21 protein-coding genes are annotated in these 26,033 nt (G+C 65.7%); 13 read left to right on the top strand and 8 right to left on the bottom strand.

Features of this window, described 5'->3' with window-relative positions; translation table 11 throughout:
- Positions 1–17: 17 nt before the first annotated feature.
- The gene (gene gph, locus XarjCFBP7645_RS04355) at positions 18–668 is read right to left on the bottom strand and encodes a phosphoglycolate phosphatase (protein ID WP_047124898.1); all 651 of its coding nucleotides are present in this window, start codon (positions 666–668) and stop codon (positions 18–20) included.
- Positions 669–850: 182 nt separating this feature from the next.
- On the bottom strand, positions 851–1,930 hold the full coding sequence (gene dinB, locus XarjCFBP7645_RS04360) for a DNA polymerase IV (protein WP_053051230.1): 1,080 nt from the start codon (positions 1,928–1,930) through the stop codon (positions 851–853).
- Positions 1,931–2,269: 339 nt separating this feature from the next.
- Between dinB and fabA the strand changes: the two genes are divergently transcribed.
- Together fabA and fabB are read left to right on the top strand one after the other, a co-directional pair.
- Positions 2,270–2,785 (top strand): 3-hydroxyacyl-[acyl-carrier-protein] dehydratase FabA, encoded by a 516-nt coding sequence (gene fabA / locus XarjCFBP7645_RS04365; RefSeq protein ID WP_039522501.1) that lies wholly within the window; start codon positions 2,270–2,272, stop codon positions 2,783–2,785.
- The gene (gene fabB / locus XarjCFBP7645_RS04370) at positions 2,785–3,993 is read left to right on the top strand and encodes a beta-ketoacyl-ACP synthase I (RefSeq protein ID WP_104536354.1); all 1,209 of its coding nucleotides are present in this window, start codon (positions 2,785–2,787) and stop codon (positions 3,991–3,993) included. Before fabA ends, fabB begins: the two co-directional genes overlap by 1 nt.
- Positions 3,994–4,091: 98 nt before the next feature.
- Here the strand turns inward: fabB and XarjCFBP7645_RS04375 are convergent, their stop codons facing one another.
- Both XarjCFBP7645_RS04375 and XarjCFBP7645_RS04380 read right to left on the bottom strand, forming a co-directional pair.
- Positions 4,092–6,116, bottom strand: coding sequence for a M3 family metallopeptidase (locus XarjCFBP7645_RS04375; RefSeq protein WP_104536355.1), 2,025 nt, complete (start codon positions 6,114–6,116; stop codon positions 4,092–4,094).
- A gap of 99 nt (positions 6,117–6,215) precedes the next feature.
- Positions 6,216–7,319, bottom strand: coding sequence for a PLP-dependent cysteine synthase family protein (locus XarjCFBP7645_RS04380; protein WP_104536356.1), 1,104 nt, complete (start codon positions 7,317–7,319; stop codon positions 6,216–6,218).
- 142 nt (positions 7,320–7,461) lie between these two features.
- Here XarjCFBP7645_RS04380 and XarjCFBP7645_RS04385 point away from each other — a divergent pair, with 142 nt between their 5' ends.
- From XarjCFBP7645_RS04385 to gloA, 4 genes are all read left to right on the top strand, one after another.
- On the top strand, positions 7,462–7,863 hold the full coding sequence (locus tag XarjCFBP7645_RS04385; RefSeq protein WP_104536357.1) for a CopL family metal-binding regulatory protein: 402 nt from the start codon (positions 7,462–7,464) through the stop codon (positions 7,861–7,863).
- Between the two features lie 103 nt (positions 7,864–7,966).
- On the top strand, positions 7,967–9,778 hold the full coding sequence (locus tag XarjCFBP7645_RS04390; protein WP_104536358.1) for a copper resistance system multicopper oxidase: 1,812 nt from the start codon (positions 7,967–7,969) through the stop codon (positions 9,776–9,778).
- Positions 9,779–9,996: 218 nt separating this feature from the next.
- Complete coding sequence (locus tag XarjCFBP7645_RS04395) at positions 9,997–11,070, top strand: copper resistance protein B (RefSeq protein WP_429001451.1); 1,074 nt, start codon at positions 9,997–9,999, stop codon at positions 11,068–11,070.
- Between the two features lie 212 nt (positions 11,071–11,282).
- The gene (gloA, locus tag XarjCFBP7645_RS04400) at positions 11,283–11,807 is read left to right on the top strand and encodes a lactoylglutathione lyase (protein WP_104536359.1); all 525 of its coding nucleotides are present in this window, start codon (positions 11,283–11,285) and stop codon (positions 11,805–11,807) included.
- Between the two features lie 408 nt (positions 11,808–12,215).
- Here gloA and XarjCFBP7645_RS04405 read toward each other — a convergent pair whose 3' ends face one another.
- A complete protein-coding gene (locus XarjCFBP7645_RS04405) occupies positions 12,216–12,689 on the bottom strand; it encodes a hypothetical protein (RefSeq protein ID WP_104536360.1) in 474 nt (157 codons plus the stop codon).
- A 337-nt stretch (positions 12,690–13,026) separates the two neighbouring features.
- Entirely contained in the window at positions 13,027–14,856 is a 1,830-nt protein-coding gene (gene glmS / locus XarjCFBP7645_RS04410; RefSeq protein WP_104536361.1) for a glutamine--fructose-6-phosphate transaminase (isomerizing), read from the bottom strand.
- Positions 14,857–15,060: 204 nt separating this feature from the next.
- On the opposite strand from glmS, the gene XarjCFBP7645_RS04415 reads away from it, so the two are divergent.
- From XarjCFBP7645_RS04415 to XarjCFBP7645_RS04440, 6 genes are all read left to right on the top strand, one after another.
- Positions 15,061–16,332: an efflux RND transporter periplasmic adaptor subunit gene (locus XarjCFBP7645_RS04415; protein WP_104536362.1), complete on the top strand. Its 1,272-nt coding sequence runs from the start codon at positions 15,061–15,063 to the stop codon at positions 16,330–16,332.
- 102 nt (positions 16,333–16,434) lie between these two features.
- Positions 16,435–17,154 carry an ABC transporter ATP-binding protein gene (locus tag XarjCFBP7645_RS04420; RefSeq protein WP_047127363.1) on the top strand — a complete coding sequence of 240 codons (720 nt, stop codon included), beginning with the start codon at positions 16,435–16,437 and terminating at the stop codon, positions 17,152–17,154.
- A 12-nt stretch (positions 17,155–17,166) separates the two neighbouring features.
- On the top strand, positions 17,167–18,468 hold the full coding sequence (locus XarjCFBP7645_RS04425) for an ABC transporter permease (RefSeq protein ID WP_104536363.1): 1,302 nt from the start codon (positions 17,167–17,169) through the stop codon (positions 18,466–18,468).
- 54 nt (positions 18,469–18,522) lie between these two features.
- The gene (locus XarjCFBP7645_RS04430) at positions 18,523–19,755 is read left to right on the top strand and encodes an ABC transporter permease (protein WP_104536364.1); all 1,233 of its coding nucleotides are present in this window, start codon (positions 18,523–18,525) and stop codon (positions 19,753–19,755) included.
- A gap of 403 nt (positions 19,756–20,158) precedes the next feature.
- Entirely contained in the window at positions 20,159–21,502 is a 1,344-nt protein-coding gene (locus XarjCFBP7645_RS04435; protein ID WP_104536365.1) for a sigma-54-dependent transcriptional regulator, read from the top strand.
- A gap of 8 nt (positions 21,503–21,510) precedes the next feature.
- On the top strand, positions 21,511–22,863 hold the full coding sequence (locus XarjCFBP7645_RS04440) for a sensor histidine kinase (protein WP_104536745.1): 1,353 nt from the start codon (positions 21,511–21,513) through the stop codon (positions 22,861–22,863).
- Positions 22,864–23,058: 195 nt separating this feature from the next.
- On the opposite strand, the gene XarjCFBP7645_RS04445 is transcribed toward XarjCFBP7645_RS04440, so the two are convergent.
- Both XarjCFBP7645_RS04445 and glmU read right to left on the bottom strand, forming a co-directional pair.
- Entirely contained in the window at positions 23,059–24,030 is a 972-nt protein-coding gene (locus tag XarjCFBP7645_RS04445) for a NosD domain-containing protein (RefSeq protein WP_104536366.1), read from the bottom strand.
- Between the two features lie 109 nt (positions 24,031–24,139).
- Positions 24,140–25,504 (bottom strand): bifunctional UDP-N-acetylglucosamine diphosphorylase/glucosamine-1-phosphate N-acetyltransferase GlmU, encoded by a 1,365-nt coding sequence (gene glmU, locus XarjCFBP7645_RS04450; protein WP_104536367.1) that lies wholly within the window; start codon positions 25,502–25,504, stop codon positions 24,140–24,142.
- A 145-nt stretch (positions 25,505–25,649) separates the two neighbouring features.
- Between glmU and XarjCFBP7645_RS04455 the strand changes: the two genes are divergently transcribed.
- Positions 25,650–26,033, top strand: a complete 384-nt coding sequence (locus tag XarjCFBP7645_RS04455) for a GtrA family protein (protein ID WP_104536368.1) — start codon at positions 25,650–25,652, stop codon at positions 26,031–26,033.

Raw genomic sequence — 26,033 nt, forward strand, 5'->3', positions numbered from 1 at the left:
CGGTACCACCGCGCGCCTCACTCCAACACAAGCAATTGCCGCATGTCATCGACAATGGCCACCGCGCCGGCGCTCTGCACATCGAAGCCGCGCAGATAACCGTAACGCACCATCGCCAGCGGCATTGCGGCGGCGTTTGCAGCGGCCGCATCGGTGGCCGAATCGCCGACCATCAGACACCGCTGCGGGGTGTGCCGGAACTGCCTGGCCAGGTGCAGCAGCGGCGCCGCATCGGGCTTGCGCTGCGGCAGCGAATCGCCACCGAGCACGCTGCTGAAATGTGCGGCGATGCCCAGATGCTCCAGCAGCGGCGCGATGAAGCGCGCGGGCTTGTTGGTGCACAGCGCCAGCGTGGCGCCGGCCTCGCGCAGGCCTGCCAATGCCTCGGCAACACCGGGATACAGCTGCGGGTTGTGCAGCAGGCAGGCTTGGTAGTGACGCATCATCACCGGCATCTCGGTATCGGCATCGTGGGTGCCGCCGGCTTCGCGCAAGGCGGTGGCAAGCAGTACGTGCACGCCTTCACCGATCCAGCTGCGGATCGTCGCCTCGCTGAACTGCTGCAGCCCAAGTTCCTGCAAGGTGGCGTTGAGCGCTTCGGCGATATTGGGTGCGCTGTCCACCAGCGTGCCATCCAGGTCGAAGATCACCAGCGGATACGGAAACATGCACACGGCCTCGTTGGGGAGCGGACTGCAGTTTACGAGCTGCCGGATTCAGGACATGTCGCCGTGGCGCGATGCGGCTTTCCGATGCGAGCGTCGATGCAGGTGCTGATACGCAGGCGGCTGCAGTCATCGCTGCACGCAACACGCCACCGCCGCCGCAACGCAGGCATGACGCGTCGCACTCACTGCGCCTGCGGCATATCGCCGAACAACTGGCCCTGCACCGCGCCCTCTTCCGCGTCGCTGAAGCCGCTCAATCCCACCCCGACCAGGCGATAGCGCGTGTCCTCGGGCAACTCCACGCGCCGGGTCAGCGCCAGCGCGATGTCCGCCAATGCCTCCAGCGAGGCCGGTGGCTGATCCGGCGTGTAGGACCGGGTCAGGATGCGGAAATTGGAGGTCTTCAACTTGAGCACCACGGTCCGGCCGATGCGCTCGGTGCGCCGCGTGGCCAGCCAGGTCTTTTCGGCCAGGCGCAGGATGTGCGGATCCAGCGCCTCCAGCGCGATGTCCTCGCTGAAGGTATCTTCCGAGGAGACCGACTGCACCTCCTGGTCCGGCTCGACCGGACGCTCATCGATACCGCGTGCGCGCCGGTACAGGCTCTGCCCGAAGCTGCCGAAATGCGCCTGCAGTTCTTCCAGGGGACGCAGCCGCAGGTCGCTGACGGTGACGATGCCCAACGCCGCCAGCTTGCCATCCATCACCTTGCCCACGCCGGGAATGCGGTTGACCGGCAGCGGCAGTAGGAACGCATCCACACGACTGGGGGCGATGACGAACTGCCCGTCGGGCTTGCGCCAGTCCGAGGCGATCTTGGCCAGGAACTTGTTCGGTGCGATGCCGGCCGATGCGGTGAGCTGGGTTTCCTCGCGGATCTGGGTGCGGATCAGCTGCGCGATTTCGGTGGCCAGCTGCATGCCGGTCTTGGCCTGCGTGACGTCCAGGTAGGCTTCGTCCAGGGACAGCGGCTCGACCAGGTCGGTGTGGCGATGAAAGATCTCGCGTACCTGCCGCGACACCGCCTTGTAGCGCGCGAAATCCGGCGGCACGAACACCGCATCCGGACACAGACGCTCGGCACGCAGCGCCGGCATGGCCGAACGAATGCCATAGGTGCGTGCCTCGTACGAGGCCGCACACACCACCGAACGCGCACCACGCCAGGCCACCACCACCGGCTTGCCGCGCAGCGATGGATCGTCACGTTGCTCCACGGACGCGTAGAACGCATCCATGTCCACGTGCACGATCTTGCGCATCAAGCTGGCATCTCTCCGAAAGTCGGACCATGATAAATCAGCCGCGTCTCATGCCTTGCGCCGTGCCGGGGTGCCCGCCCGGGCGCGAACGGACGCAAGCGCCGGCGGGACGCCCTGCAGCGACTGTTCCGCGCTGCCCCATAGCGAGTACGCGTGCCCGACCACGATTCGCTGAATGCCGGTACCTGCGTTGGTTCCTGTCCGCACGACGCGCGTGCCGCACTGCGCAATGGGGCTGAAAACAGCACGCATGCGTACGGATAAAACGTTTGATTGAACCGCGCGCCCTCATGCACCCTTGCCGGCCTCGCCTTTCGCTTCTTGCAGGAAACGTTCGTCATGACTCGTCAAAGTGCGTACTCGCGCGACCAATTGCTGGCCAGCGCGCGCGGGGAATTGTTCGGACCCGACAGTGCCCGCCTGCCCAACGACCCGATGCTGATGTTCGACCGCATCACCGAGATCAACGACAGCGGCGGCGCGCATGGCAAGGGCCTGATCCGCGCAGAACTCGACGTGCGCCCGGACCTGTGGTTCTTCGGCTGCCACTTCATCGACGACCCGGTGATGCCCGGCTGCCTGGGCCTGGACGCGATGTGGCAGCTGACCGGCTTCTTCCTCACCTGGATCGGCGCAGCAGGCCGCGGCCGCGCGCTGGGCTGCGGCGAGGTCAAGTTCACCGGCCAGGTGTTGCCGAGCGCCAAATTGGTCAGTTACGAAATCGATATCAGCCGCGTGATCAACCGCAAGCTGGTGATGGCGCAGTCCGATGCACGCATGCTGGTGGACGGGCGCGAAATTTATACGGCCAACGATCTGCGCGTGGGCATGTTCACTTCAACGGAGAATTTCTGATGCGTCGCGTCGTCGTCACCGGAATGGGCATCACTTCCTGCCTGGGCAATGATCTGGACACCGTCTCCAGCGCCTTGCGCGAGAGCCGCTCGGGCATCACCGCATTGCCCGATCATGCCGACGCCGGCCTGCGCAGCCAGGTTGGCGGTGCGGTGGCGCTGGATCTGGACAGCCTGATCGACCGCAAGCTCAAACGCTTCATGGGCGATGCCTCGGCCTACGCCTACCTGGCCATGCGCGATGCGATCGCCGATGCCGGACTGGATGCCGAGCAGGTCAGCGACCTGCGCACCGGCCTGATTGCCGGCTCCGGTGGCGGGTCCAGCCAGTGGCAGGTGGAAACCGCCGATCTGCTGCGCAACCGTGGCGTGCGCAAGGTCGGCCCGTACATGGTGCCGCGCACGATGTGTTCGTCGGTCTCCGCTTCGTTGGCGACCGCGTTCAAGATCCGTGGCCTGAGCTATTCGCTGTCGGCCGCGTGTGCGACCTCGGCGCATTGCATCGGCGCGGCCGCGGACCTGATCCGGCACGGCGCGCAGGATGTGATGTTCGCTGGCGGCGGCGAAGAACTGCACTGGACCATGAGCGTGATGTTCGATGCGATGGGCGCGCTGTCCACCGGCTTCAACGATCGCCCCGCCGTGGCCTCGCGGCCCTACGATGCGCAGCGCGACGGCTTTGTCATCGGCAGCGGCGGCGGCATGCTGGTGCTGGAAGACTATGACCACGCCATCGCGCGCGGCGCACGCATCCATGCCGAACTGCTCGGCTATGGCGTGACCTCCGATGGCGCCGACATGGTGGCGCCCAGCGGCGAAGGTGCGGTGCGCTGCATGCACATGGCCATGCAGGGCCTGACGCAGCCGATCGACTACCTCAACACGCACGGCACCTCCACGCCGCTGGGCGATGTGACCGAGCTGGGCGCGGTACGCGAGGTGTTCGGCGACAACGTCCCGCCGCTGTCCTCGACCAAGGCGCTGTCCGGCCATTCCTTGGGCGCGGCCAGCGTGCACGAGGCGATCTACAGCCTGCTGATGCTGCGCGACGGCTTCATGGCCGGCTCGGCGCATATCGACGAACTCGACCCGCGCGCCGACGGCTTCCCGATCCTGCGACAGACCCAGGACGCCACATTGAACACGGTGATGTCCAACAGCTTCGGCTTCGGCGGCACCAACGCGGCGCTGGTGTTCGGGCGGGTGTGACGGCGCGGCGCCGGGCGCCGCGCGGAATTGGGAATTGGGGATCGGTGTGCGGAGAGATCGCTCCTGCCACTCCCCAATCCCGATTCCCCACTCCCGGTTCAGCCCGCCATGCCGTTATGCCGCAGCAATGCGTCGATGTTCGGCGCACGCCCACGGAAGGCGCGGAAGTTGTCGGCCGCGCTGCGGCTGCCACCGCGCGACAACACTTCATGACGAAAACGTGCGCCGGTGTCAGCGACCTGTTCGGGCGCCTCTTCGAAGGCGGCGTAGGCATCGGCGCTGAGCACTTCGGCCCACTTGTAGCTGTAGTAACCGGCTGCGTAACCCCCGGCGAAGATGTGGCTGAACTGGTGCGGGAAGCGATTCCATGCCGGCGGGCGGTTGACCGCCACCTCGTCGCGCACGCGCTCGATCAGTTGCAGCACGTTGTCCTGGGTCGGGTCGAAGCTGCTGTGCAGCTGCATGTCGAACAACGCAAATTCCAGCTGGCGCACGGTGAACATGCCGCTCTGGAAATTGCGTGCGGCCAGCAGCCGGTCGAACAGGTTGCGCGGTAGCGGCTCGCCGGTCTGCACGTGCGCGGTCATCGCCTGCACGCGCTCCCATTCCCAGCAGAAGTTCTCCATGAACTGGCTCGGCAGTTCCACCGCGTCCCATTCCACGCCGTTGATGCCGGCCACGCCCAACTCGCCGATGCGGGTCAGCAACTGATGCAGGCCGTGGCCCATTTCATGGAACAGCGTGGTGACTTCGCCATGCCGGAACGTGGCCGGCGTATCGCCACTGCCGCGGCCGAAGTTGCACACCAGATACACCAGCGGGGTCTGCACGCCGTTGGCGGTGTCGCGGCGGTTGCGGCAATCGTCCATCCACGCGCCGCCACGCTTGCCTTCGCGTGCGTACAGGTCCAAATAGAACTGGCCGACCAGCTCGCCCTGCGCATCTTCCAGACGATAGAAGCGCACATCCGCATGCCAGACCGGCGCGCGGTCGGGCTTGACGGTCAGGCCATACAGGCTGTGGATCACATCGAACAGACCGGCCAGCACCTTGGGCTCGGTGAAGTACTGCTTCACCTCCTGCTCGGAGAAGCTGTAGCGCGCCTGCTTGAGTTTTTCGGAGGCGTAGGCCAGATCCCAGGCCTGCAACTGGTCCAGGCCAAGTTCGTCGCGGGCGAAGGCTTCGAGCTCGGCACGGTCGCGTTGCGCATACGGCTTGGCGCGTACCGCCAGATCGCGCAGGAAGCCCATCACTTCATCCGGGCTTTGCGCCATCTTGGTGGCGACCGAATACTCCGCGTAACTGGCAAACCCGAGCAGCTGCGCCAGCTCGGCGCGCAGGGCCAGGATACGGTCGATATTGGCGCTGTTGTCCAGCGCGGCATCGCCGAACTCGGAGGCGCGCTCGGCGTTGGCGCGATACAGCCGCGCGCGCAGCGCGCGATTGTCCGCATCGGTCTGCACCGGCAGATAGCACGGCATCTGCAAGGTCAGCTTCCAGCCCTGCATGCCGTCTTTTTCCGCGGCCGCGCGTGCAGCGGCGACCACTTCGGCCGGCAGGCCAGACAGCTCGGTGGCGTCATCGCTCACGTACGACCATGCATCGGTGGCATCGAGCACGTTCTGCGAAAACCTGGCGGCCAGCGCGGACAGTTCTTCCTGGACCTGCGCAAACCGCGCCTTGGACGCGTCATCCAGCTCGGCACCGCCGAGGCGGAAATCGCGCAGCGCGTTTTCCAGCACCTTGCGCCGCGCGGCGTCGTAGTGCGCCGCTTCCGGTGCTTCGGCCAGGGCCTTGTACTGCGCATACAGCGCCAGATTCTGCGCCAGCGCACTGCCGAAGCGACTGAGCTTGGGCAGGTTGCTGTTGTAGGCCTCGCGCAGTTCCGGCGTGTTGACCACCGCCTGCAGATGGCCAACCTGGCCCCAGGCGCGCCACAGCCGCTCGGTGGCATCGTCCAGCGGCACCACGAAGCTGTCCCAGCTGACCGGGCTGACCTGCTCGGCCGCTTTCACCGCGGCCTCGGCGTCGGCCAGCAGTTGATCGATCGCCGGGCCCACGTGCTCGGGGCGGATCGCATCGAAGGACGGCAGTCCGGACAGGTCGAGCAGCGGGTTGGTCATGGGGCGCTCCGGCGGTGGACTGGATCAGGAATCAGGGCGAGGGGATGGCAGACGCTGCGAGACGCAGCGGTTCTGCCAGCGGCTCACGGGATATGGCGGTCATTCCAGCGCCGCACAAGGCAGCGCGGGCAAGTCGCCGCCGTTCACCGCGATGGCAATGGCCGCATCGCTGTCGATGACGTCGATGTCGCGCGCCACGTACCAGGCCGGGTCGTAATAGCTGTGCGCATAGCGCTCGCCGGCATCGCAGAGGATGGTGACGATGGAGCCGCTGCGGCCCGCCTCGCGCATGCGCTGGGCGGCCTGCAGCACGCCGACGAAGTTGGTGCCGGTGGAGCCACCGACGCGGCGGCCGAGCGTGGCGCTGACATGGCGCATCGCCGCCAGGCTCAGGGCGTCGGGCACCTTGATCATCACGTCCACACAACTGGCGATGAAGCTGGACTCCACCCGCGGGCGGCCGATGCCTTCGATGCGCGAGCCGCCGGTGATGGCCAGCTCCTTGGGGCACTGCCCGTCCACCGCGCGGCAATAGCCGTCGAAGAACACCGATACTTCCGGGTCGGCGCACAGGATGCGGGTGGCGTGGCGCCGGTAGCGCACATAGCGGCCAAGCGTGGCGCTGGTGCCGCCGGTGCCGGGGCTGCAGACGATCCAGTCGGGAATCGGATGCGGCTCCTCGGCCAGCTGCTTGAAGATCGATTCAGCGATGTTGTTGTTGGCACGCCAGTCGGTGGCGCGCTCGGCGTAGGTGAACTGGTCCATGAAATGGCCGCCAGTCTCGCGTGCGAGCTGGTGCGAGGCGCTGTCCAGATCGCAGGCACGTTCGACCAGATGGCAGCGGCCGCCCTGGAATTGAATCGCGGCGATCTTTTCCGGCGAGGTCGAGGCTGGCATCACCGCGATGAAGGGCACGCCCAGCAGCCGCGCGAAATAGGCCTCGGAGATGGCGGTCGAGCCACTGGACGCCTCGATCACCGGCCGCCCGGCACGCAGCCAGCCGTTGGTCAGCGCGTACAGAAACAACGAGCGCGCCAGCCGGTGCTTGAGGCTGCCGGTCGGGTGGCTGGACTCGTCCTTGAAGTACAGGTCGATGCCCGCAAAGCCCGGCAGGTCCATCGGAATCAGATGGGTGTCGGCCGAACGGTTGAAATCGGCCTCGATCTTCTGGATGGCGGCGGCCACCCACTGGCGCTGCGACATGGCAGGACTGTGCGGCGAAGGAAGCACCAATTCTACCGCTGCCGGGCGCGCGGACACGGCGGGCGGGTCATCGGGCGGACAGCTGCAAGCCGGTGCTATGCTCATGCCACCTGTCCGCCCGCCCTGACTGCTCCGACTGCCCGTGCTGGATTGCCTGCTCCGTCTGCTGTTGTGCCTGTGCCTGGTTGCCAATACGGCCACCGGTGCATGGGCGTCGGTGGGCATGGCACTGCCGGAGATGGCGTCGGCCGGGGTGCCGTCGGCCGACTCGATGGCGCACGCGTCCATGCCGGCGGCGATGCCGTGCCATGAGCAGATGCCGCCGCCCGCTGCGGCGCACGCCCCCGATAAAACCCAACAGGCGCACGCGGCCGACTGCTGCAAGCTGGGCAGCTGCGACTGCCTGCAGCACTGCAGTCTCGCCTTGCTGACCCTGCCTGCAGTGCCCGCAGGCCTCCCTGGCCGCCCCACCCTGCTTGCCACACTGGCCGGAGGGCGCAGCAGCCCGGTGCCCGAGCAACCGGTTCGACCTCCCATCGCCTGAGCGCTGACGGCTTTGCGCCGTCGTCGGTCCCGCGCGCGTGTTGCGTGGGCTTTCCTAGCGATGCATGCGTCGGCCGTCAGTGGCCGGCCGCAGTGGAGATGTCATGTCTTTCGATCCTGCTTCTTTCGATCCCTCTTCCAGCGGCGGCCTGAGTCGACGCCGCTTCGTGCAAGGCCTCGCCCTGGGCGGTATTGCGGCCGCCGGCGGCCTGTGGCGCGGCGATGTACGTGCCGCCCCCTCGGCCACACCCGTGTTGCGCGGCACCAGTCAGGTGCTGCAGATCGGCCGCATGCCGGTCAACCTCACCGGGCGCACGCGCAGCGCCATCACCGTCAATCACAGCGTGCCGGCCCCCACGCTGCGCTGGCGCGAGGGCGACACGGTCAACGTGCGCGTGCGCAATACGCTGGCCGACCAACCCAGCTCGGTGCACTGGCACGGCCTGTTGCTGCCCGCCAACATGGATGGCGTGCCGGGGATGAGTTTCGACGGCATCGCGCCGGGCCAGGAGTATCACTACCGCTTTGCGCTGCGCCAGTCCGGCACTTACTGGTATCACAGCCATTCGATGTTTCAGGAACAGGCCGGCCTGTACGGCGCGATCGTCATCGACCCGCTGACACCGCCGCCGTATCGGCACGATCGCGAGCACGTGGTACTGCTCTCGGACTGGACCGACCTGGACCCGGCCGCGCTGTTCCGGCGGCTCAAGCAGATGCCCAGTCACGACAATTACGCGCAGCGCACGGTAGGCGATTTCCTGCGCGACGCGCGCGACGACGGCTTGCGCGCAACGCTGGCCGATCGCGGCATGTGGGGCCGCATGCGCATGACCCCGACCGACCTGTCCGACGTCAACGCCAATACCTACACCTACCTGCTCAACGGCGTCGCCCCGGCGGGCAACTGGACCGGCCTGTTCAAGCCCGGCGAGAAGGTACTGCTACGTTTCATCAACGGCTCGTCGATGACCTACTTCGACATCCGCGTTCCCGGCCTGCGCATGACCGTGGTGGCCGCCGACGGCCAGTACGTGCATCCGGTCAGCGTGGACGAGTTGCGCATTGCTGCAGCCGAAACCTTCGACGTGCTTGTCGAGCCCATTGGCCAGGACGCGTTTACCGTGTTCGCGCAGGACATGGGCCGCACCGGATTCGCCTGCGGCACGCTGGCGGTGCGGCATGGACTGCAGGCACCGATTCCTGCGCTGGATCCGCGCGCCATCCTCACCATGCAGGACATGGGGCACGGCGATGGCATGGCGCATGCAGGTCACGCCATGCACGGCGCCGACACGCCGCACAGCGACCCACACGCGGCACACGCGATGGCAATGCCGATGCCGGCCGCGCAGACGCACGGGCATGCAAGCGGCGATGCGCAGCGCAAGAGACCGCACCACCCTGCCAGCGAAGACGGCAACCCGCTGATCGACATGCGCAGCAATGCCACGGTTCCACGCCTGGACGACCCCGGGGTTGGCCTGCGCGACAATGGCCGCCGGGTGCTGCGCTACGCCGACCTGCGCAGCCTTTTCGAGGATCCGGATGGACGCGCGCCTGGGCGCGAGATCGAACTGCATCTGACCGGACATATGGAAAAATTCGCCTGGTCGTTCGACGGCATCGCCTTCGCCTCGGCAGAGCCACTGCAGCTGCAGTACGGCGAGCGTCTGCGCATCGTGCTGGTCAACGACACGATGATGCAGCACCCCATCCATCTGCACGGCATGTGGAGCGATCTGGAAGACGCCGACGGCAATTTCCAGGTGCGCAAGCACACCATCGACATGCCCCCCGGCACGCGCCGCAGCTATCGCGTCCGCGCCGATGCGCTGGGCCGCTGGGCCTACCACTGCCATCTGCTGTACCACATGGAAGCGGGCATGATGCGCGAAGTGCGGGTGGAGGCATGAGTACGCCACGGACGCAATACAGGGCGCTGCTCGCCCTGCTGCTGAGCGCATCGGCAACTGCACAGGAGCATCAGCATGCGGCGGTGGATTCATCCGCGCATGTCGATGGCGCACATGCAATGCAGATGACCAACCAGGCAACGGCTGCCCAGCCACAGACATCCAGCGCGACGGCGGCGTCGCCACCATCCACACAACAGAGCGCTGAGGCGATGCAGATGGATCATGCGCAGATGCAGCACGCGCAGCACTCCAGCAGTGCATCGGCATCGGCAAACGATGCTGACAGCACGCCTGAGCAACGCCCGGTAGAGGCCGACGTTTCAGCATCGCCGGCATCGATGCACCACACAGGCATGCAGCACGCCGCACACCAGACCTCTGCAAATCCACAACTGGACCACACCCGGCAATCGCAGACAGACAGCGACCACGGCGCAATGGAGCACGCATCGATGGATCATGCCTCGATGCATCATGGGCAAGCCCAGCATGGGGCGATGGATCACATCGGCATGGAACACGCGCCGCACACCGAAGCGGCGACGCAGACGCCGGCATTGGCCATCGCCGGCGCACTGCCCCGCACGCCGATCCCCGAGCCCACTGCCGAGGAGATCGCTGCGGCATTCGCACCCTTGCAGCACCATGCGATGCACACACCAGGCATCAATCACTACGTATTACTCGATCGCCTGGAAGCCTTCGACACCACGCGCGGCAGCGGTCACGACTGGGAAGCGCGCGCCTGGATCGGTGGCGACATCGACCGGCTCTGGCTGCGCAGCGAAGGCGAGCGGCAGGACGGGCGCACGCAGGCCGCATCGATGGAAGCGTTCTATGGTCGTGCCATCTCGCCATGGTGGGACCTGCTGGTCGGTGCACGTCAGGACATCGGAGCGGGCGAGCATCGCAGCTGGGCCGCCTTCGGCGTGCAGGGCCTGGCGCCCTACAAGTTCGAGACCGAAGCCACGCTCTATGTCGGCAGCGGCAGCCGCGCGGCACTGCGCCTGGAAGGCGAGTACGAAGTACTGCTCACCAACCGGCTGATCCTGCAGCCGCGCGTGGAAGCCGACATCGCCCTCACCGACGATGACCGGCGCGGCGTCGGCAGCGGGCTGGAGCAGGTCCAGGTCGGCCTGCGGCTGCGCTACGAAATCACCCGCCGCTTCGCGCCCTACATCGGCTGGGTGCACAGCCGCAATTTCGGCGACACCGCACGCCGCGCCGCGATCGAAGAGGAACCGGCACGCGACAGCCGGTTCGTTGCCGGCGTGCGCGTCTGGTTCTGAGACAGCCGCTGTGCGCATGGGCCTGACCGTTCGGATCCAGGTCCATGCCGCGACCTTGAACAGCGCAGTTCGTGCTGTCGCGCGCGATCGGTCACAGAGCGACGCCAGACCGCCGACGCGCACGGTGCAGACATGCCGACAACCATTGCCCCGCTAACATCTGCGTCCGACGCAGCGTGACCTGCCCCCCACATTCCACCGAGGAGACCGTAATGCCTTTGTCCAATCTGCAACACGTCCCCGGCGCCAGCGCCGCGCCTGCCGACACCGCCGGCTTCGTGTTCAACCACACCATGCTGCGCGTCAAGGATGCGCAGCGTTCGCTGGATTTCTACACGCGCGTGCTGGGATTCCGCCTGCTGGACGCGCGCAATTTTCCCGATGCGCAATTCAGCCTGTACTTCCTGGCCCTGCTGCCCGACGGCACCGCGATCCCCGACGACGATGCCGCGCGTCGGCTGTGGATGGCCGGCATCCCCGGCGTGCTCGAACTCACCCACAACCACGGCACCGAAACCCAGGACGGCCCGGTCTACCACGACGGCAACAGCGAGCCGCGCGGCTTTGGCCACATCTGCATCTCGGTGCCCGACATCCACGCCGCCTGCGCGCGCTTCGACTCCCTAAAAGTGCCGTACCAGAAACGCCTGGAAGACGGCCGCATGAAGCACCTGGCCTTTATCAAGGACCCGGACGGCTACTGGGTGGAGATCATTTCCAATACGCCGTTGGCGTGACGCATAACAAAATGCCCGGAGTTCACGGGCATTTTTTGTTTCAAGCACGTGCGCTGTCGGCACGTCGCTTTCGAGCAGGGTATGTCGGCAGAGGGGGCGCCCACGCAGTTGGATCGGCCAGGCTTTGCTGGACGGGCGAACAGTCGGACCGCGGAAATACGCCATCAGGTGAGCTGCAGCGCCGGATCCTACCCCAACAACGTCGCATTGCGTGTCCCCCACGCAATGCGACATGGCACTGTCAGATCGCGCGGACAGCGATCAACGGCACAGTGCTTTGGTCCATCGGACAACGATCCGCAGTCGGCTAGAACGCTCAGTTGCGCACTTAGTGTGAGCGCATCGTGCGCAATTGGCAGTCGGGGCGGTCCCCACGTCTGTAGGGGCCGCCCCGGAGGTGGCACTTCTCTACGCGCGCAGCAGTCCGCCATGACTGCGCTGCCACTCGTGCGGCGGGCGCAGGGCGGCAAGCGTGTGGACCAGCTCGCGATAGGTGGCGGCCAATTGCGCGAACAGGCCTGCATCGCTGTAACGCGTGTCGGCCACCTCGAAATACGCGCCGCGGCCCAACGCGATGAAATAGTCGACGCTGAGCCGTCGGCGCTGCGCAACTCCGGGAAACAGGCCCGCAATCAACAGGCATTGATCTCCGATATCGCGTAACGCATCCGCCCGCAGGCTGCCGATCTGGTTCTGGGCATGCAGCCAGGCCAGGGCCTGCGTGCGCGAAAACAGCTGCGCATCGCGCTGCAGGCGCAGCAACACGAAGACCAGATAATGCTCGCGCGATTCGTCCAGCGGACGTGCAATCCGCTGCCCCGCTTCACGTACCAACGCCTGCCACACCTCGGCCGGCGCGCCCTGTTTGAAAGACTCGTGCATACGTCCTCCTGCGTGATGGGACCCTCGCAGGAAGCGTATGCATAACCTGGACCAGAGCGTTGGCAGCCGGATCGCTCGTCTGCCAATCTTCCGTCGCTGCGGCACCGATAGCGACCCAAGCGCGGTCGCGCGAAGCGGCGCCGCATCTGCCCTTGCGCGATGCCGACGCAGAGCCACTCGTAGCGTCACCCGACGCCGACATGTGCGAGCGAAGGAAGCGATGAAACGTAGCGGGGGCGTTGGGCGGGCGCGCGAACCCACAACAGTGCATGGTGGTAGAGGCCGCCGGCAGCGACTGCGCTCATTCGAGTGAGCGCAGCCCTGCGATCGGCCGTGCTTACTCCACCGTCACCGCCTTGGCCAAATTGCGCGGCTTGTCCACATCGGTGCCACGTGCAAGTGCGGTGTGGTAGGCCAGCAACTGCACCGGAATGGTGTGGATCACCGGCGACAGCACGCCGGCGTGGCGTGGCGTGCGGATCACGTGCACGCCTTCTGACTCGCTGAAGTGGCTGTCCTGGTCGGCGAACACGAACAGCTCGCCGCCGCGTGCGCGCACTTCCTGCATGTTGGATTTGACCTTTTCCAGCAGGCGATCGTTCGGTGCGATCACCACCACCGGCATCGCCGCGTCCACCAACGCCAGCGGGCCGTGCTTCAACTCGCCGGCCGGATACGCTTCGGCGTGGATATAGGAAATTTCCTTGAGCTTGAGCGCACCTTCCAGCGCGATCGGGTAATGCAGGCCGCGGCCGAGAAACAATGCGTTTTCCTTTGCCGAAAAACGCTCGGCCCACGCCATGATCTGCGGTTCCAGATTCAGGGCGTGCTGCACGCTGCCCGGCAGAAAGCGCAGCTGCTCCAGATAGTCCGCTTCTTCGGCTTGGCTGATGCGTCCCTGCAACTTGCCCAGCACCATTGTCAGCTGGAACAACACCGCCAGCTGGGTGGTGAACGCCTTGGTCGAGGCCACGCCGATCTCGGCACCGGCACGCGTGTAGCAGACCAGTTCGCTGGCGCGCGGGATCGCGCTTTCGGGTACGTTGCAGATCGACAGCGTGTGCAGGTGCCCCAGCGATTTGGCGTATTTCAGCGCCTCCATCGTGTCCAGCGTTTCGCCGGATTGGGAGATGGTGACGATCAGATGCCTGGGGTTGGCATAGGCGGCGCGGTAACGGTATTCGCTGGCAATCTCCACGCTGCACGGCAGCCCGGCGATGGCCTCGATCCAGTAGCGCGCGGTCATGCCGGCGTAGTAACTGGTGCCGCAGGCCAGGATCTGCACGCCTTCGATGTCGCGCAACACCGCTTCGGCATTGGGGCCGAACAGCGACGCCGGGAAGCCCTTGGCATCGATCGCCGCCTCGACGGTATCGGCCAGCGCACGCGGCTGCTCGTGGATTTCCTTCTGCATGAAATGGCGGAACGGGCCCAGTTCCAGCGATGCCAGCGAGACGTCCGACAGATGCAGCGGACGTTCGACCGGCGCGTCGTTGCCATCGAAGATGCGCACGCCGTCGCGACGCAAGTCGGCGGTGTCGCCCTCTTCCAGGAAGATCACCTGGCGGGTGGCCTGCACGATGGCCGAGACATCGGAGGCGACGAAGTTCTCGCCGTCCCCCACGCCGATCAGCAGCGGGCAGCCCATGCGCGCGCAGACGAAACGCTCCGGCTCGGCCTGGCTCATCACCGCCAGCGCGTAGGCACCGGTGAGTTCCTTGACGGTGCGCTGCAGCGCAGTCAACAGGTCGCCTGCGCTGCCCAGATGGTGATGGATCAGATGCGCAATGACCTCGGTATCGGTCTGCGACTCGAAGGTGTAGCCGAGCGCGCGCAGCTTCTCGCGCTGCTGTTCGTGGTTTTCGATGATGCCGTTGTGCACCAGCGCCACGCCCGCACTGATGTGCGGGTGCGCATTCGCCTCGGTGACCCCGCCATGGGTGGCCCAGCGGGTGTGGCCGATGCCCAGCGTCGCGCCGAACTGCTCGGCCTGTGCCGCCTGCGCCATCGCCGCCACGCGCCCGGTGCGGCGCACGCGGCGCACCTGCGCGTCATCGAGCACGGCGATGCCGGAGGAATCGTAGCCGCGGTACTCCAGACGCTTGAGTCCTTCGATCAGGACCGGGACCACATCGCGCCCGGCGATCGCTCCGACAATGCCGCACATAGGACAACCCTTGAGGACGAAGCCGCACATTTTAGCGTGTCCGCTCTTGTCCGCTGCATGACCGTGCCCGGACAACCTGTCCGCACCGGTGTCCGCGGACACTGCGGACACTGGCCGCCAGCCCACAAAATCGATTGCTTTCAATGGCTTGAAGATTGGCACATGTCCTGCTTTATCGCAGTGACGCCACCGAGCCAGCCGACCATGATTCGCGATACCTCTGCCCAGGACCAGGTTCTCCGTACACCCGCCCAGCGCGCGCCCTGGCGCCGTTGGCTATGGCCCGGCATCGCCGCGGTCGCGGTACTGGCCGGTATTGGCTGGGCGATCACCGCATGGAGCGCCGGCAGCCGCTCGTTCGATGCCAGCCGGGTGCGTATCGCCACGGTCAGCCAGGGCGACCTGGTCCGCGACATCGCCGCCGACGGCCGCGTCATCGCCGCCAACAGCCCGGTGCTGTATGCCATCTCGGCCGGCACCGTGACGCTGAGCGTGGTGGCCGGCGACGTGGTCAAGCAGGGCCAGGAGCTGGCCCGTATCGACAGCCCGGAGCTGCGCAGCAAGCTGGCCCAGGAGCAGGCCACCCTGGCCGGGCTGGAAGCCGAGTCCAGCCGCGCCGCTTTGGATGCCACCCTGGCCCGCGCCACGGCCAGCAAGCTCACCGACCAGGCCAAGATCGACAAGCAGGCCGCCGCGCGCGACCTGGAACGCTACCAGCGCGGCTACGATGGCGGCGCGGTGCCGCAGGTGGAACTGGCCAAGGCCCAGGACACCCTGAAGAAAACCGACATCGACCTGCAGCACGCCAAACGGGATGCGTCTCTGAAGAGCCAGGGTGCAGACCTGGATTCGCGCAACAAGCGCCTGCTCGCCGACCGCCAGCGCGCGGTGGTGGCCGAGGTGCAGCGCCAGGTCGATGCGCTCACGCTGCTGTCGCCGTTCGATGGCCAGGTCGGCCAGGTGCAGGCCGTGCAGCACACTCAGGTCGCGGCGAACGCGCCGATCCTGGGTGTGGTGGACCTGTCCAAGTTCGAAGTCGAGATCAAGGTGCCGGAAAGTTTTGCGCGCGATCTGGCGATCGGCATGCCGGCGCAGCTCACCAGCGGCAGCGGCGAGCCGTTCCCGGGCGCCATCTCGGCGGTGTCGCCGGAAGTGGTCAATGGCGAAGTCACCGCGCGCATCCGCTTTGCCGACAAGCAGCCGCCGGGCCTGCGCCAGAGCCAGCGCATGAGCGCACGCGTGGTGATGGACACGCGCCGCAACGTGCTCAAGGTCGAACGCGGCCCGTTCGTCGAACAGTCCGGCGGCAGCTATGCCTATGTGATGGATGGCAACACCGCGGTGCGCCGTCCGGTGCGCATGGGTGTCAGCAGCCTGGGCGAGGTGCAGGTGCTGTCCGGGCTGCAGGTCGGCGACCGCGTGGTGGTCTCCGGCGCAGACAACTTCGGGGATGCACCGCGCGTCACCGTTCACTAAAGCGGCCAGCACACCTGCTGCGCAGCCGTCAGGCTGCTTGCCACGGCTTGTCAGCCACTCTCAATCTCTTTCGCACACACCTTCTTCGTAAAGGAATCGGCAATGCTCAAGATGCAATCGGTCTCCAAGGTCTTCCGCACCGAACAGGTGGAAACGCACGCGCTGCGCTCGCTGGACCTGCATGTGCGCGAAGGCGAATTCGTCGCGGTCACCGGCCCCTCCGGCTCGGGCAAGACCACCTTCCTCAATCTGGCCGGGCTGCTGGAGACCTTCACCAGCGGGCAGTACCTGCTCGACGGCGAAGACGTCAGCCATCTGTCCGACGACGCGCGTTCGCGCCTGCGCAACCGCAAGATCGGTTTCATCTTCCAGGGCTTCAACCTGATTCCCGATCTCAATCTGTTCGACAACGTCGATGTGCCGCTGCGCTATCGCGGCATGGCCGCGGCCGAACGCAAGCAGCGCATCGAAGAAGCCTTGACCAAGGTCGGGCTGGGCTCGCGCCTGAAGCACTACCCCACCGAGCTGTCCGGTGGCCAGCAGCAGCGTGCCGCCATTGCGCGCGCACTGGCCGGCAGCCCGCGCCTGTTGCTGGCCGACGAACCCACCGGCAACCTCGACTCGCAGATGGCACGCGGGGTGATGGAACTGCTGGAAGAGATCAACAGCCAGGGCACCACCATCGTGATGGTCACCCACGACCCGGAGCTGGCCGCACGCGCGCAGCGCAACGTGCATATCGTCGACGGCCAGGCCACCGATCTGGAACGCAACCCCGCCCTGATGCGCGCGCGCGACAGCGCCGCCACCCTGGCCGAGTAGGAGGCACACCCCATGTTCGGCTATTACTTCAATCTTGCCTTACGCAGCTTCCGCCGCAACAAGGTACTCACCGCGCTGATGGTGCTGGCCATCGCGCTCGGCATCGGCGCCAGCATGACCACGCTGACGGTGTTCTATGTGCTGTCCGGCGATCCGATCCCGCAGAAGAGCGACCGCTTGTTTAGCGTCCTGGTGGATCCATACCCCAAGGCCGGATACCAGCCGGGAGAAGAGCCTGGCGACCAGGTCACTCGCTTCGATGCCGAAGCGCTGCTGCGTGAAAAGCGTGCAAAACGCCAGGCGCTGATGACCGGCGGAAGAGTGGCGATCGAGCCCAGCAAGAATGGCATGACCGCCTTCAAATCCGAAGTACGCTTCACGTCGGCAGATTTCTTCCCGATGTTCGAAACGCCTTTCCTGTATGGCCAAGGCTGGTCGGCCAGTAGTGACGAGGCGCACGAACGCGTTGCGGTGATCACCCAGGAACTCAACGACAAGCTGTTCGACGGCAGCAATAGCGTTGGCCGCGACCTGCGCATGGACAAGAACACCTTCCGCATCGTTGGCGTTCTTGCTCACTGGAAAGCCAATCCGCGCTTTTACGATCTCAGCGATAGCTACGGCTCGAACGAACAGGCGTATCTGCCGTTTTCCGTGGCGATAGATCTGAAAATGGACCATTACGGCGGCACGAATTGCTACGGCAAGAGCGCCAGCAGTGATCAAACCGCGCTCAATGCGCCCTGCACCTGGATGCAGTACTGGGTGGAGCTCGATAGCCCAGCGCAGGCTGGCGACTACAAAGCCTACCTGGATAACTACTCCGATCAGCAGCGCGCTGCAGGGCGTTTCGAACGTCCGAACAATACGCGTCTGCGTAACGTGATGGAGTGGCTGGACTACAAGGAAGTGGTTCCTGGCGACGTTCGCCTGCAGCTGTGGCTGGCGATGGGCTTCCTGCTGGTGTGCCTGCTCAATACCGTGGGTCTGTTGCTCGCCAAGTTCCTGCGCCGCAGTGGAGAGATCGGTGTGCGTCGTGCCCTGGGCGCCTCACGCGGTGCCATCTTTGCGCAGTGCCTGGTCGAAGCCGGAACCGTCGGACTTGCCGGCGGCATTGCAGGGCTTGGGCTGGCATGGTTGGGCTTGTGGGTGGTGCGCCAACAACCTGTCGACTACGCCAAGCTTGCGCATCTGGATCCAAAGATGCTGTTGCTCACCTTCGCACTGGCGCTGGTTGCCAGTCTATTGGCCGGCTTGCTGCCGTCCTGGCGCGCCATCCAGGTCGCGCCCGCACTGCAGCTCAAAGCATCCTGACTCCCACACCCGCCGCGCTGCGGCGGGCACGGCCTCTTATCGAAGGTACCGCCCATGGACATCCGCCCCATCATTTCCACGTTGCGCCGTCACAAGACCGCAGCCGCATTGATCGTGCTCGAGATCGCACTGGCCTGCGCGATCATCTGCAATGCCATGTTTCTGATCGGCAACCGCATTGAAACGCTGCAACAGTCCAGTGGCATCGCTGAGTCGGAACTGGTCAGCGTCCAACTGGGGGGCATCGGTACCCAGGTCAATGCGCAAGCACGTACGCGCGAGGACCTGGCTGCGCTGCGAAGCCTGCCCGGTGTCCGTGGCGCGATCGTCATCAACCAGGTGCCCTTCGTCCATTACTCATGGAATAGCGGCATCTCCCTGACCAGGGAGCAGGAGCGCCAGACGCTCAATGCCGCACAATTCATGTCGGGCGAAAGCACCGTGGGCACGCTTGGCCTGCAACTGGTAGCCGGCAGGGATTTCGCTGCAAGCGAATTCATTGATATGGAGCAAGCGAACAACGACAGATTTCTCGACAGCCGAGGGATCTCGGTGATCATCGCGCAGCCCATGGCCGACAAGCTGTTCCCGAACCGCAATGCGTTGGGCAAGACAATTTACGCGGGTGAAACGGCATTACACATCATCGGCATCGTGCAGACACTGGCACGCCCGAACAACAACAATTTCAATGGCGTCAATCAAAGCAACTACTCGATGTTGCTGCCCATACGCATCGATTACACCTCAGGCCAGTACATCATCCGTGTCACCGACCAAGCGCGTCGCGCAGAGGTGTTGCAGTCCGCAGTCGCCGCATTGATGAAGTTGGACAACGGCCGACTGGTGCTGAAGCAGCAGACCTACAGCGAGATCCGCGACGAATACTTCCAGAACGACCGGGCGATGGTCTGGTTACTTGGTGCAGTCTGTATCGCGCTGCTGATCGTCACCGCGCTGGGCATCGTTGGCCTCGCCAGCTTCTGGGTGCAGCAACGCACCAAACAGATCGGCATTCGTCGCGCCCTGGGCGCAACGCGCGGCCAGATCCTGCGCTACTTCCAGATCGAGAATTTTCTGCTGGCCTCGGTCGGCATCGTGCTCGGCATGTTGCTGGCGTACTCGATCAATGTCTGGTTGATGGCCCGCTACGAGTTGCCGCGCCTGCCGGTGCTGTATCTGCCGATCGGCGCACTGCTGCTCTGGGCGCTGGGCCAGATCGCCGTGTACTGGCCCGCACGGCGCGCCGCGCTGGTACCACCGGCGGTGGCCACGCGCAGCGCGTGATGCGCATGCTGCACGTCAGCGGTCGCTGTCGACCCGCCGACGTGCAGCACACAGCGATGTTGCGCAGATCCTGCACGATCGCAGCACGCTGAAATTAACGAGGACATCGGTCGTTTGTGAAACGCTGATTGCGCCACGATCGCCTTAACCAAGGCGCCTGCGGCGCGGATTCCTGGCCGCCTGATATCTGGCGCTGCGCCCGGACCTGCGCTTGAGGTCGGCATCGACGCAACCTGCTGCCAACCTCATTGCACTGCTCGGACGATCCCCACATTGCCGGAATCTGCCCCGTCTGGCAGGAGATTGTCAGGCGCATGCACTCTCCTTTGCCGGCACAGTTCCGCCACGCGTCGAATCCTGTTCTGATAGTCGTTCCCTCCCGCGCCTTCCACCGAGCAATGCGATGCCGCAGATTCTGATCATCGACGACAACACTGCTGTAGCCACTGCGCTGGAGGTGCTGTTCTCGCTGCACGATATCGAGGCGCGGCATGCGCACTCGCCGCAGGCCGGGTTGGCGCTGCTGGACGAGCAGGGGTTCGATCTGGTGATCCAGGACATGAACTTCACCGCCGACACTACCTCCGGCGAGGAAGGCGAAGCCTTGTTCACCCAGATCCGTCAGCGCCACCCGGACCTGCCGGTGATCCTGCTCACCGCCTGGACCCACCTGGGCAGCGCGGTTGGCCTGGTCAAGGCCGGTGCGGCCGACTACATCGCCAAGCCCTGGGACGACACCAAGCTGCTGACCACGGTCAACAACCTGCTGGAACTGTCCGAAGCGCGCCGCGAACTGGAACGTCGGCGCGAGCGCGAGCGGCGCGGTCGCGAACAGCTGACCCAACGCTACGATCTGCGCGGCGCGGTGTTCGCCGACCCGGCCAGCGAGCGCGCGATCGCGCTTGCCTGCCAGGTCGCACGCTCGGACCTGCCGGTGCTGATCACCGGCCCCAACGGCAGCGGCAAGGAAAAGATCGCCGAGATCATCCAGGCCAACTCTCCCGCCAAACACGGCCCCTTCATTGCGCTCAATTGCGGCGCATTACCGGGCGACCTGATTGAAGCCGAACTGTTCGGCGCCGAAGCCGGCGCCTATACCGGCGCCAACAAGGCGCGCGAAGGCAAGTTCGAAGCTGCCGATGGCGGCACGCTGTTTCTGGACGAAATCGGCAACCTGCCGTTGGCCGGGCAGATGAAGCTGCTGCGCGTGCTGGAAACCGGCCGCTACGAACGCCTGGGCTCCAACCGCGAACGGCACGCCAAGGTGCGCGTGATCAGCGCCACCAATGCCGACCTGCAGGCCATGATCCGCGATGGCAGCTTCCGCGAGGATCTGTACTACCGCCTCAACACCGTGGAAATCGCGCTGCTCGCCCTGGCCGAACGCCCCGGCGATATCGGGCCGTTGGCCGAGCACTTCCTGGTAGGCGAAAAACCGTTGTCCACCCAGGCCCGCGATGCCTTGCAGCGGCACGCCTGGCCCGGCAACGTGCGCGAGCTGCGCAATGTGCTGCAACGCGCGTCGCTGCTCGCGCAAGGTGTGCGCATCGAGGCCGGCGATCTGAACCTGCCGCGGCCAGCCGCGTCGCGCCCGGCCGCGCCGGCAAGCGGCGAACCGGATCGCGCCCGTATCGAGCAGGCACTGGCGCGCGCGCAGGGCGTCATCGCCCAGGCTGCCGCCGAGTTGGGGCTGAGCCGGCAGGCGCTGTATCGGCGCATGGACCGCTACGGCATCACTTCGGAATGATCCCCGACATGTGGCAACGCTCCTTCACGTTCTCGCTGTTTTTGCGGCTGTTGCCGGTGCTGGCGCTGGCCGCCGCGCTGCCCTGGTTCATGGCGTACTGGATGGACCGCGGCTGGCAAGTGGCCGCAGTGTCGGTGGTGGTGGTGCTGTCGGCGATGTGGTTCAGCCTCAGCCGCGCCACCGCGCCGATGCGCTCGCTGTTCCGCGCCCTGGCCGGCACCACCAGCAGCTACCGCGATGGCGAATACAACTTCGGCGTGTACTGGCGCGGTAGCGACGAACTGGCGCAACTGGTGCAGGCGCATGCGGAACTGGGCGAGGTGCTGCGCGCGCAACGGCGCAACCTGGTGCAGCGCGAACTGATGCTCGACACCATGCTGCAGAACACTCCAGTGGCGATGCTGCTGGTGGTGGCCGGTGGCGATGGCGTGCGCCGCATCAGTTTCTCCAACAACGCCGCACGCAAGCTGTTGTACGACGGCCGCAAGCTCGAAGGCCAGCACCTGGACGACCTGCTCGCGCGCATGCCCGGCGAACTGCGCGATGCGCTGGCGCGCGGCGGCGATTGCCTGTTTGCGGTCCGCGAGGACGGCGATGACGAAGACGACGAGCAGATCTATCACCTGTCACGCCGCAGTTTCCATCTCAACGGACGCGGTCACGAGTTGCTGCTGATTCGCACCCTGACTACCGAACTGCGGCGCCAGGAAGTGCAGACCTGGAAAAAGGTCATCCGCGTGATCAGCCATGAATTGAACAACTCGCTCGCGCCGATCGCGTCGCTGGCGCACTCCGGCGCCGAGTTGCTGCGTCGCGAACGCACCGACCGGCTCGGCACGGTGTTCGAGACCATCGAAGAACGCGCACGTCATCTGGAAGGCTTCATCCGCGGCTACGCCCGCTTTGCCAAGTTGCCGCAGCCGCAGTTGCAGACCATCGAATGGGCACCGTTCCTGGAGCGTTTGCGGCAGCAGATTCCGTTTCAGCTGCAGGGCGCACTGAGCGATGTCTCCAGCCGCATCGATGCCGCGCAGATCGAGCAGGCGCTGCTCAACCTGCTCAAGAACGCGCACGAAGCCTGCAGCGAAGCGCAGCCGCCCAACAGCGAGGTCGCCGTGCGCGTCACGCGCGTGCCGCAATGGCTGCGGATCGAAGTGCTGGACCGCGGCAACGGCATGAACGAGGCCGTGCTGCATAACGCGCTGATGCCGTTCTACTCGACCAAGCGCAACGGCACCGGGCTCGGGCTTGCGCTCACCCGCGAGATCGCCGAAGCGCACGGCGGGCGCATCTCGCTGCATAACCGCGAGCACGGCGGGTTGTGCGTCACTTTGCTGCTGCCGGCTGCGGCGGCCGGCTAGCTCGCAAGCCCCTGGCGCGCGTTTCTCGGCCATTCCTATCGCGATACCGCTGGCATGCGATCCACCCTCGAACCGACCGGGACGATCGCCAGCACCACTGAATTGCCACGCGTCGCCAGGCTGCCCAGGCCATTGCCTCGACCAGCATGCCAGCGTGGCCGGCATCGTCTCGCGATCATTCGCCGATCGCAGCGCTCAATCGCTGCGGATCGTCCCACGCTCGTCGATCCGCGGTTGTTTCAACGCACCGCAGGTATCGTCGTCACCGCTGGTGCGGGTGGCGGCGATGGCGCCGTAATAACCGGCTCCCACGGTATTGTCGACGAACTGCCCGCCTTGCGAAGGACATTCGCCATCGGGCTTGATCCAGTCGGAAAATGCCGCGTACTTGCCGGTCTTGACGAAATGATTGGTCGCCACGTAGGTGTTGTCGGAGGCATCCCGGGTGCGCACGGCATCGCCGTTGACGTCGGTGAAGGTATTGCCTTCGATGCGGTTGCCGGACGAGTGGTGCGCCAGGTAGATCGCGTGCACGAAACCCGAGGTCCTGGTGTCGTTCTCGATCGACACGAAGCGATTGTGTTCGATGCGGTTGTCGCGCGAGTTCTGCAAGCGGATCGCCGCGAACGAGTACGCCGCTTCGCTGCTGCTGCCATGAATCCCACCAATCCGCTCGAAGGTCATGTTGCGGATGATGTTGCCGCTATTGCCGTCCGCGCTGCGCTTGCTGCTGCCCAGGTCCATCGCCATCCAGTAATTGCTGACCTTCAACCCGGCGAAGGTCAGCCGGGTGGCAGCATTGCCGCCGCCCTTCAGCATGAACCAGGTCGCGCCACCGCGTCCGTCAAACCACGGAGGCGCGGCAGCATCGGGCGCAGCGATGAAGCGAATGGCTGCCCCGTTGGTGAATGTCCATTGCACCGACTGCCGCAGATACGTGCCTGCGGCGATCACCACGTCCACCGCACCGCTGGGCCGCTGCTCCAACAGCCGTTGCTGGGCGGCCGCCAGACTCCGCAATGCGGTCGTTGCGCTGGTACCTGCCGCCGCATCGTTGCCATCGGGCGCCAGATATAGCCGGTAGGTTTGCGCATGGGCCGCAGCTGGCAGCACTGCCGCCGATAGCAGCAGCCATGTCACCAGCAACGCGCAACGTGGCGTTCGCATCGTGCACCTCCTGACCCATCGTGACGGGCGTAGCCTATGCATGGCATCGCTTTACAGCAGCTGTGCGCGCTGCAGCGACGTGCAGCCAGGCCGCACGCCTGTAGACACACTACTTCTTGACCGGGCGTTCCCAGCCTTCGACCACGGTCTGACGCGCACGCGTGACGCTGAGTTGCCCGGCAGGCGCATCGCGGGTGATCACCGAGCCCGCGCCGATGATGGCCATGGCGCCGATCTCGATCGGTGCCACCAGTGCGCTGTTGGAACCGACGAAGGCGCCATCGCCGATGGTGGTCTGCGACTTGTTTACCCCATCGTAGTTGCAGGTGATGGTGCCGGCGCCGATGTTGACCTTGCTGCCGATCACCGCATCGCCCAGGTAGGTCAGATGGTTGGCCTTGCTGCCTACGCCCATCGTGACCTTCTTGGTCTCGACGAAGTTGCCGATATACACGCCATCGGCCAGCACGGTGCCAGGACGCAGCCGCGCGAACGGGCCAATCTGCACCGCCCCTTCGGTCGCCACGCCGTCCAGATCGCAATGGGCGCGGACCTGCGTGCCGGCACCGAGCGTCACATCGCGCAAGCGCACGAAAGGACCGATCACCACGCCATCGCCCAGCGTCACCTCGCCTTCCAGGATCACGTCGATATCCAGCTGCACGTCGCTGCCCACCGTCACGGTGCCGCGCTGCTCCACGCGCGCCGGATCGGCCATGCGCACGCCCTGCAGGCAGAGCGCACGGGCGGCCCGCAGCTGCCAGGCGCGTTCCAGCTGCGCCAGTTGCCAGGGGTCGTTGGCGCCTTCCACATCCTGCGCGTCGGCCACATGCACCATGTCGGCCGGGGTGAAATCGGCGGCGGCGCTGGCAAATACGTCGGTGAGATAGAACTCGCCCTGCGCATTTTCGTTGGACAGACCGGCCAGCCAGCGGCGTAGCGCGGTGGACTCGGCAGTGAGGATGCCGGTGTTGATGGTGCGGATGCGGCGCTGCTCGTCGTTGGCATCCTTCTGCTCGACGATCGCGGCGACCTTGCCTTCGGCATCGCGCAGGATGCGGCCGTAACCGGTGGGATCGGGCACATCGGCCACCAGCACCGCCATGCGCCCGGGGGCATGCAGCAGCTGCAGCAGGTCCCGGGACTGGATCAGCGGCACATCGCCGTACAGCACCAGCACGGTGGCCGCATCCGGAATCGCATCCATCGCCTGCTGCACCGCATGCCCGGTGCCCAGTTGCCGACGCTGCTCGGCCCAGTGCAGATCGCCCTGCGCGGCAAACGCCGCCTGCACCTGCGCGCCACCGTGCCCGTGCACCATATGGATCGCCGCCGGTTGCAGCTGCCGCGCCGTGGCGATCACATGTGCCAGCATCGGCTGGCCCGCCAGCGGCTGCAGCACCTTGGGCAGGGACGAGCGCATGCGCTTGCCCTCGCCCGCGGCCAGGATCACGACGTGCAGGGGCAGGGTCATCGAAGCGTTCCAGAACGTGGGAGTACCAAATTCTAGTCGCTGTCCCGGCAGTGCGTCGTGTCCTGCCTGCAGCATGCGCGGCGATGACACTTTTCAAGCGCCGCTGCCGTTAGCATGAGCGCCCTTCCACGATGACCCGGCCTGCATGAGTCTGTTCCGCCAAGGCAGCCAATTCATGATCATTGGTGCCCTGCAGCTGGCGGTGGATTGCGGCATCTTCATCGCCGCCACCGCGGCCGGCATGCCGGCGGTCCCTGCCAACCTGCTCGGGCGGATCAGTGGTGCGGTGCTGGGCTTCTGGCTCAACGGCCGCTACACCTTTGCCCAGGCAGGCGGCGCACGTCTGGGCTGGCCGCGTTTTCGCCGCTTTGCGCTGATGTGGCTGGCGCTGACACTCGTCAGCACCTGGCTGTTGTCGGCAACGGTGGATCTGGTCGGCCTGCGTCAGGCCTGGCTGGCCAAACCGCTGGTGGAAGGCGGCCTGGCGATCGTGTCGTTTTTCCTGGGCCGGCACGTGGTGTATCGCTGA

This window comes from Xanthomonas arboricola (assembly GCF_002940665.1).
In the GTDB taxonomy this organism is placed as follows: Bacteria; Pseudomonadota; Gammaproteobacteria; order Xanthomonadales; family Xanthomonadaceae; genus Xanthomonas; species Xanthomonas arboricola_B.